At 39.1% G+C, this 8,459-nt stretch carries 9 protein-coding genes; 3 read left to right on the plus strand and 6 right to left on the minus strand.

The annotated features are described in order from the left end of the window. Nucleotides 1–151 precede the first annotated feature (151 nt). Genes E4U82_RS16490 through E4U82_RS16515 form a run of 6 tightly spaced genes read right to left on the minus strand, consistent with a single transcriptional unit; the run spans nucleotide 152 to nucleotide 4,409 of the window. Nucleotides 152–1,186, minus strand: a complete 1,035-nt coding sequence (locus E4U82_RS16490; protein WP_135111274.1) for a galactitol-1-phosphate 5-dehydrogenase — start codon at nucleotides 1,184–1,186, stop codon at nucleotides 152–154. Then, nucleotides 1,183–2,541 carry a PTS galactitol transporter subunit IIC gene (locus tag E4U82_RS16495; protein WP_135111275.1) on the minus strand — a complete coding sequence of 453 codons (1,359 nt, stop codon included), beginning with the start codon at nucleotides 2,539–2,541 and terminating at the stop codon, nucleotides 1,183–1,185. The genes E4U82_RS16490 and E4U82_RS16495 overlap by 4 nt, the downstream gene beginning before the upstream one ends. Before the next feature lie 28 nt (nucleotides 2,542–2,569). Beyond that, the gene (gene gatB, locus E4U82_RS16500; protein ID WP_135111276.1) at nucleotides 2,570–2,848 is read right to left on the minus strand and encodes a PTS galactitol transporter subunit IIB; all 279 of its coding nucleotides are present in this window, start codon (nucleotides 2,846–2,848) and stop codon (nucleotides 2,570–2,572) included. Between the two features lie 25 nt (nucleotides 2,849–2,873). After that, on the minus strand, nucleotides 2,874–3,149 hold the full coding sequence (gene gatB / locus E4U82_RS16505; protein ID WP_245183620.1) for a PTS galactitol transporter subunit IIB: 276 nt from the start codon (nucleotides 3,147–3,149) through the stop codon (nucleotides 2,874–2,876). Continuing rightward, nucleotides 3,149–3,625, minus strand: a complete 477-nt coding sequence (locus E4U82_RS16510; protein WP_135111278.1) for a PTS sugar transporter subunit IIA — start codon at nucleotides 3,623–3,625, stop codon at nucleotides 3,149–3,151. The genes gatB (E4U82_RS16505) and E4U82_RS16510 overlap by 1 nt, the downstream gene beginning before the upstream one ends. Next, a complete protein-coding gene (locus E4U82_RS16515) occupies nucleotides 3,615–4,409 on the minus strand; it encodes a DeoR/GlpR family DNA-binding transcription regulator (RefSeq protein WP_135111279.1) in 795 nt (264 codons plus the stop codon). The genes E4U82_RS16510 and E4U82_RS16515 overlap by 11 nt, the downstream gene beginning before the upstream one ends. 181 nt (nucleotides 4,410–4,590) lie before the next feature. Between E4U82_RS16515 and E4U82_RS16520 the strand changes: the two genes are divergently transcribed. The 3 genes from E4U82_RS16520 to E4U82_RS16530 all read left to right on the plus strand — a co-directional run bounded on the left by E4U82_RS16520 (nucleotide 4,591) and on the right by E4U82_RS16530 (nucleotide 8,421). Beyond that, nucleotides 4,591–5,526 (plus strand): 1-phosphofructokinase family hexose kinase, encoded by a 936-nt coding sequence (locus E4U82_RS16520; RefSeq protein WP_135111280.1) that lies wholly within the window; start codon nucleotides 4,591–4,593, stop codon nucleotides 5,524–5,526. Between the two features lie 5 nt (nucleotides 5,527–5,531). Then, nucleotides 5,532–6,524 (plus strand): tagatose 1,6-diphosphate aldolase, encoded by a 993-nt coding sequence (locus E4U82_RS16525; RefSeq protein ID WP_135111281.1) that lies wholly within the window; start codon nucleotides 5,532–5,534, stop codon nucleotides 6,522–6,524. 232 nt (nucleotides 6,525–6,756) lie between these two features. Next, a complete protein-coding gene (locus E4U82_RS16530; RefSeq protein WP_135111282.1) occupies nucleotides 6,757–8,421 on the plus strand; it encodes a BglG family transcription antiterminator in 1,665 nt (554 codons plus the stop codon). Nucleotides 8,422–8,459: the final 38 nt, after the last annotated feature.

Raw genomic sequence — 8,459 nt, forward strand, 5'->3', positions numbered from 1 at the left:
AAACTTATATTTTAGTAAAGCCTTTTGATGTTAATCATATAAAGATGATTTCCAGGCTCTGCTGAAAATCATCAAGTTAGTCATGATCGTTCAAAAACGTTCAAATGGAGATAAACGATGCAATAATCTCTCCAAGTAAGCTCATTTTAACTTAGTCAATCTTATATAAATACTTAATTGAGCTACTTGAAGGATCTTTCATTCTATCAAATGGTTTTTCTTTATCTTCCAGTTCAAAAATTTCATCGATTAATGGTTTCACATCAATAATACCGTCTTTGATATATTGCAGTCCGGCTTTCCATTCATACCCCGGAAACGGCGTTGAGTATGACATCCATGAACCGGCAATCTCCAGTTCTTTTCGCAGTATCTGTTCAAATACTTCCGGCGGGAACTCGACGGTACTTGTCGCCGTTCCGATATAAACGACTTTTCCGGTATGATCTGCCACTTCAATACATTGCCTTTGTGTCTGAGCAACGCCTGCTGTTTCAAAGACAATCGCCGGCTTATTATGGTTTGCAAAGTACTCATGCAGATCTGTCTGCTGCGAATTGACAGTCTCTGTTGCGCCAAGCTCACGGGCAACGTTCAATTTTTCCGAATTGATATCAATGACCGTGATATCGCCTGCCCCTCTTGCTTTTAAGGCGAGCAGCGTCATCATGCCGATTGTTCCGGCGCCAAAAATAACGGCTTCACTTCCGGCTGCAAAGTTGATTCGCTCAATCCCATGCATGGCGACTGTCAATGGTTCGATTAGCGCAGCCTCTTCTAAACTCACTTCTTCAGGGACGTGGATTAAATTTCGTTCATCGACTGCAACATACTCAGCCATGGCTCCTTTTTCTCGTGAACCGATAAAACTGTATTTTTCACAATGCGACGGCTTGCCCCGCAGACAATTCTCACACTGATCACATGGAACTAAGGGTGCCACTGCGACACGGTTTCCGGCAGAAAAAAATGTGACCTTGTCTCCAACTTCTTCAATCACGCCTGAAAACTCATGTCCTAATATCATCGGGAAAAAATGAACTTTACCTTTGAAATAGCGATCTAAATCAGAGCCGCATACCCCGCAATACGATACGTTAACCAATACCTGGTTCTCTGAAATCGTCGGTTTCTCTATATCACGGACTTCAAAGTGCTGCTTATCTTCTAATACAAGTGCTTTCATTCTGATTCAACTCCTGTTGTCTTTTCTTCGTCGTACATTTTGCCGCGTTTAAATTTAAGGTAAGTGAAGATAACGGAAAATACATATAATCCACCGATAATAATAAGTGGTATGATATTTTGCGGCTGTAATAACTCTGTAAGAATGAACGTTATTGGGCTTCCACCCTGGTCTAATGAAGCGACTTGTCCGCCATCAATTGTTCCTGCATTTTCTGCAAGTTTTGTATGAAAGCCGATCGTCATATTCGCTATCCAGATGGTAATCACCATAATGAACGTACCGGAAATCAATGTTCTGAATAAGTTGGCATGGTGAATTCCCACGGCCATCGATATAAAGAATCCAATCGTGGCTAAGTCGCCAAATGGAAGGATTTCATTGCCCGGAAAAATAACGGCAATCAGGATGGTTAACGGTACAAATATTAAACTGGCTGCAACAACTTGTGAATTCCCCAGAAGCAATGCGGGATCGAGTCCAATGTAATACTCTTTACCCTGAAAACGTTTGTCCAGAATGCCGCGCGCTGCGTCTGCAATCGGGACAAGCCCTTCCATGATAAATTTAACAACTGTCGGCATTAAGACCATGACGGCGCCCATTTGAATCGCTAACGGTAAAATATCTGATAATGGATAACCGGCAAGAAAACCGATGACCAATCCAAGGAATGCACCAATCACAACCGGCTCGCCTACCACACCAAATCGCTCTTCAATTTTTTCCGAATTGAAGTTTAACTTCTTGATTTTAGGTATTCTGTCCAAAATCGAATCGATAACAACCGCGAATGGTGCTGACCATGTCCCTGATCCGTGGGGAATGGCGATGCCTTCCAGTCCGAAATGTTTTTGCGTAACAGGTGCAAACCAGTCACCTAATTTATAGACAAAAGCCGAATGGATAATAACGCCTACAATACCCAGCCAGAAACTTCCAGTCGCGATATGAACAATCGCCCCGGTAAACGTCATGTGCCAAATATTCCAAATGTCCACATTCACGACGCGTGTCATTTTTAAAACTAACATGGCAATGTTAACGAGAACGGCTACCGGGATAGCAATTGTTCCGATTGATGAGGCCCATGCCATTGGCGAGGCTCCCGGCCACCCGATATCAACAACGGAAAGCCCTAAATCGAAACGCTCGGCCATATCCTGGGCAGCCGGCCCCAGATTGTCCGTCAGAAGACCGATAACAAGGTTAACACCAACAAAACCGACACCGACCATAATTCCTGCACGTAATGATTTACCAATACCTTGACGCAATAGTAAACCTAAAACCAGAATGACAAGCGGCAACATTACAGTCGGTCCTAAATCAAGAATATATTCAATAACTGCCATGGTTGACTCCCCCTATTTGATGTCAATTCTAGGATCTTAAATTATCCAGCACTTCCTGATTTGTTTTATCGATTCCCACGCCAGAGATATAGGCTATACCATGAATAACCGGTACACCGTAATCACGATCTACTTTTGCAGTCGTAACGATTAAATCAGCACTATCTGCTTTAGACGCCAGTTCACTCACCCTGCATTGCTGAACGTCTGCCTCTATATTATTTTCTTTCAATAAGCCTTTAATTTTCCCTGCTGCTACTGTTGACGTTGCAACTGCTCCACCACAAGCGACCAATACTTTTTTCATTGCTTGCTCCTCCCTCTATAAATAACTATTTTAGATTATCCAGAATTTCTTGATTTGTTTTGTCAATTCCCATACCGGAAATATAGGCGATACCATGAATTACCGGTACACCGTAATCACGTTCTACTTTTGCGGTCGTCACGATTAAATCCGCGCTATCTGCTTTAGACGCCAGTTCACTCACCCTGCATTGCTGAACGTCTGCCTCTATATTATTTTCTTTCAATAAGCCTTTAATTTTTCCTGCTGCTACTGTTGACGTTGCAACTGCTCCACCACAAGCGACCAATACTTTTTTCATTATGCTTCCTCCTCTAATTGTGTAAGTTTACTTTCAAATAGTTCATATGCTTTTTCTTTGTCTGCGACAGTGACCATTTCACGAACAAACGATTCATCTTGAATGACTTGTATAATGTTTTGCAATGCCTTTAAGTGGTCATCGCCATCTGTCAAAGCAAATAAAATAACCAGTTGCACATCGACTGAATTTGACCCACCCATTTCTTCAAACGCCACCGGTTCATCAAGCGTCATTATGGCAATCTTGTCCTCTTTCACATAACTTGAATCGGTATGAGGGATTGCGACACCAACCGGTTTAACGCTGAGTCCTGTAGCAAATTCTTTTTCTCTTGTCTTTAATCCATCAATGTAATTTTCATTCGCATATCCTTTTTCAATCATTAAGGAACCTAAACTTTCCAATACCTCATGTTTACTGGAAGCGTTTGAATTTACAATAATTAACTCTTTATCTAAAAAACTATTCTTCAAAGTCTTCTGCCTCCTCTACTTTTACTGTTATGACTTCCCCTACTCCTTCTCCAATTTCCTCCAATAGATGCTTATCTGCTTTACAATCAGTGATCAAAATATCAATATCTGATAGAGAAGCCACTTTATTCATGGCTACAGTATCAAACTTTGCATAATCCGCCATCATGACTTTTTTTTGAGAGTGATTAATCATTAATTTTGATATTTCTGACTCACCCTGATGAAAATTTGTGAAACCAACTTTGGCATCTACGCCTCCCGTGCCAAAAAATCCTTTATCAACATATATATCCTGGATAATCCGCTGTGCAATCGGTCCAAATAACGACTTCTCATTTTTACGTATGAAACCGCCAATTAGAATAATATCAAACTTCGTATAGTCATTTAATTCTGTCGCCAATGGCATTGATGCTGTTATGATCGTTAAGTTTTTCTTATTCATAATCTCTTTTATAAAGTAAGAAACAGTAGTTCCATAATCAACATAGATGGTATCACCATCTCTCACGAACTCTGATGCCTTTTTTGCGATCTCGCGTTTTTCAGACTCATTTATGTTTTTACGGCTTTCATAATTTGTCTCGTGATTAGCCTTATTTAAAATAGCACCTCCATGAACTTTCCGAACTTCACCCTTTTCTTCCATATCGTACAAATCTTTTCTTATTGTCTCTCTTGTCACGCCAAAGTGGCTTGAAAGCTCCAATATCTTAACTGACCTGTACTCATGTAGTAGTTTTAAAATTTCACTTTGTCGCTCATAGGGAACCAGAATCATCACCCGCCTTTTAATGTAATCGCTTCATTTTTAATGATATACACAAAACCAAAAAAATGCAAGGTTTTTATTTGCATTTTTAATTAAATGCAAAGTAAATGTTTGCATTTAACTTTAAATTAGACTAATATATACATGTGAACAAGTATATAAATGTCCTTTAATATTGGAGTGATGCCCCATGATTCATGTGGTTTGTCCGAACCCGGCTCTCGACAGATCGATTTTTTTGGATGAATTTACTCAAGATAGTGTTAACAGAGCCAAAAAGTCAATAGATGTTCTTGGTGGAAAAGGGTTTAACGTTATCCGTTCTTTCTTAGTGCAAAATAAACCTTTTTTTCAAATAAGTACTTTCTTAGGAGGTTATACAGGAAGTCAGCTTCAAAAAATGATTACCGATGCCAAAATTGATAGTACAGTTACCGAGATTAAAGAAACGACAAGAATATGTTCAATAATAGTTGATGAAAGCTCGGGCCAAGTCCACGTTATAAACGAAAAAGGCCCGCATATAGATGAGGACGAAGAGAAGCATTTTGTTGAGAAATTAATAAGCAAAGTTAAACCAAATGATTTTGCTATATTCTCTGGCTCCTTACCAAGTAATGTTGATAAGAGTTTTTATTACTATTTAATTCATGAATTAGAGAAAAAGGGAGCTAAATGTCTCTTAGATAGCAGCGGTGATTACCTTAAAGAAGGAATTAAAGCTGAACCGTGGCTCGTAAAAATAAATAAATTCGAGTTTTTTGATTTATTTGGATCTGCAAAGTCTGAACACAATCTTGAATCACTAATAGAGCAATTAAATAATGTCACGTTATCTTCAAACTTTATTATCACACTTGGTGATAAGGGAAGTGTCGCCAAAATAAATAAAAAACTATACAGAGTAGAGATACCAACTATCAAGGCTAAAAATCCAACGGCTTCAGGTGATATCTTTCTTGGTGCTTTCACAAAGGAGTTGGAAAAGAATACTGATCCAATGGAGGCTCTTAAAACTGCTAGCGCTTATTCGATGGCCAATTGTCTCTACTGGTATCCGCATATAGAAGAGTCGGATATTGTTACTTATAAAGATAAAGTAGAAGTTATTGAATTAGGAGGGTAATTTATATGCAGTTAACTGACGGTAAATTAAAAGGATTAAAATTGATTTCGGATCAAAATAACCTGGTATTTGCTACAGCCATGGACCAACGGGGTTCTTTAGGCAAAATGATTCAATCATTGAACAACAGCATTACCTACGAAGATGGTGTCAGCCAATTTAAAGAAGGTGTCAGTGAAGTGCTTGGAAACCAGTCATCTTCCCTTTTGCTTGATCCTGAATACGGCTGGAACGCTGCAAGCAAATTAAATGATGATATCGGTTTAATCATGGCCTATGAAAAAACTGGTTACGCCACTGCTGAAAAAGGACGCCTACCGAACTTAGTTGACAATTATGCCGTACAGGACTTAATTAAAAATGGTGTGAGTGCCCTAAAACTTCTTATATATTATGACCACAACGAAGAAGAACAATATAATACCATCAAAAAAGCTTTTATCAAGCGTGTTGGTGATGAATGCAAACAAAACGATCTCCTGTTCATATTGGAGCCTGTTTCTTACAGTGCGGAGGGCTTAGGTTCCAAAAGTGCTGAATTCGCCAAGAAGAAACCGGAGATTGTGGAGTATTTCATGAAAGAATTTTCCAAAGAGGAATACGGCATTGACCTGCTGAAAGTGGAAGTACCGGTATCCATTTACAATATTGAAGGCTATGAGCAGTATGACAATTATGAACCTGTATTCAACAAAAAAGAAGCAGCAGATTTTTATCGTTCGTGCTCCGAAAAAAGCCGCCTGCCATTTATTTATTTGAGTGGTGGTGTCACAAATGACCAATTTGTCGATACGCTCCATTTCGCCAAAGATGCCGGCGCCAAATTCAGCGGCTGTCTTTGCGGACGGGCCATCTGGAAAGACGGCGTTCAGCCGTTTGCAGAAGAAGGAAAAGAGTCGCAGTATCGGTGGCTTGAAACAACTGGGCTGGAGAACTTAAATAAAGTGAAAAAGGCTGTTAAAGAAACAGCAACACCATGGTCAGGGTTTGTGGAATAGAATAGGAATTTTAAAAAAACCAAGTTCAGATTGCGTGAACTTGGTTTTTGTTTATCTACTTATATTTCTTTGTATTCGCGTGATATTTATTCTTTACTGAGAAGATTTATCTTCAATCCCAGGAAAAACACAAATTATATGAATGTTATTACTCATTAACTTTGCCTCCGCCTTTCAATACATGCTATATTTATGATAATAAAAACTAATATGCAGACAAGGGAGATCCCGGATGAATTCCCGACAGAAACAAATCATACGTATACTAAAAGATGCGAAAGATCCTGTCACAAGTTCACTGCTATCGGCGGATTTGCAAGTAAGTTCAAAAACGATAAGGAATGAAATTCAAAAGTTAAACCAAATACTACAAAAACATAACATGAGCATTGACTCCTTTCGGGGTAAGGGTTATAAACTGGAAGCCGCAGATGAGGTAGCATTTAATGAGTTTCTTCAGGAAATGGAAAAAATAAAAGAAATAATTCCTGTCGAGCCGAGTGATCGTGTGACCTTTCTAATCGAGAGGCTGTTGCTGCACTCCAGTTACGAAAAAATGGAAGAGCTTGCAGAAGAACTTTACATTAGCCGTTCCACACTACAAAGTGATTTGAAAAAAGTCCGTGAAATCCTTCATGAATATGACTTGTCGCTTGATCACAAGCCAAACTACGGAATCAAAGTTAATGGCAGTGAAACGAATATAAGGTTTTGTATATCGGAATACATATTTAATCAACCATCATCCGTTATGGAAGATAATCCGAACTGGGTGGAAATATTGCCCCAAAAAGAACAAAAAGTAATCAGAAACAGTATTTTAACTCAGTTGCGGAAGCACAGGATTATTATTTCTGATGTCAGCCTGCAAAATTTAATGACACATCTCGCTATTGCCTACAAGCGGATCCGAGAAGATAACCATGTGGAAATTATCCATAGTGACCTATATGAGATAAAGGGTCAAAAGGAATTCACTGTAGCCGAGCAAATTATACGGGATATTGAGAACGTATTAAAGGTGAGTTTCCCCAAAGATGAAGTGGCCTATCTTGCCATTCACTTGCAGGGGACCAAGTTAATGGGCTCGGACAAAGATACAGAAAAGATAAAATCGGTAATTGATAAGGAAATTCGCGTCCTCGCAACGGAGATGGTGGAAAGGATTGACGAGAAGTATCATTTTAATCTTTCCGATGATAAGGAATTGCTGATGAATCTGGCACTGCATTTAAAGCCGGCAGTTAACCGGTATATATATCAAATGAATATACGAAATCCGATGCTGGAGGAAATTAAAGCTAAGTACCCAACTTCCTTTGAAGCGGCTTTAATAGGGTCTGAGGTACTCGATGAAAAGGCTGGTATTCATGTAGATGAGCATGAGATTGGGTATTTGGCGCTTCACATTGAAGTGGCCCAGGAGCGGATGAAGAAATTAGCTTCGAGAAGAAAAAGTTGTCTGATTGTCTGTGCAACAGGATTAGGAAGTGCACAGCTACTATTGTATAAACTAAAGGACAAGTTTGGTGAGATGCTAAATGTTAAAGGTACAACGGAATTATATAATTTACATTATCAGTCACTTAACGATATCGACTTCATTGTCAGTACAATTCCAATAGATGACGATACGGGAATTCCCGTTGTCCATGTAAGCACGATACTTGGAGAAAGTGATGTAAATCGAATTGAAAAGGTTATGACCAACGAGAGGGCCGTTATCCATCAATATATGAGGGAACACCTCACTTTTTTAAATTGTGAATTTGAAACCCCTGAAGAAGTGATTCGGTTTTTGGGGAATCAGCTAGGAGCCTTGGACAGAAGTATTTCAAAAAATCCCGCTTCATTTCACTACAACCTATTTTTATGTAAAAAAATGGAAATGATTTAAAAAAGGGTATGCCAAATAAGCTTCACGTTTATGTCATT

Source organism: Lentibacillus salicampi, from assembly GCF_004565465.1.
In the GTDB taxonomy this organism is placed as follows: Bacteria; Bacillota; Bacilli; order Bacillales; family Amphibacillaceae; genus Lentibacillus; species Lentibacillus salicampi.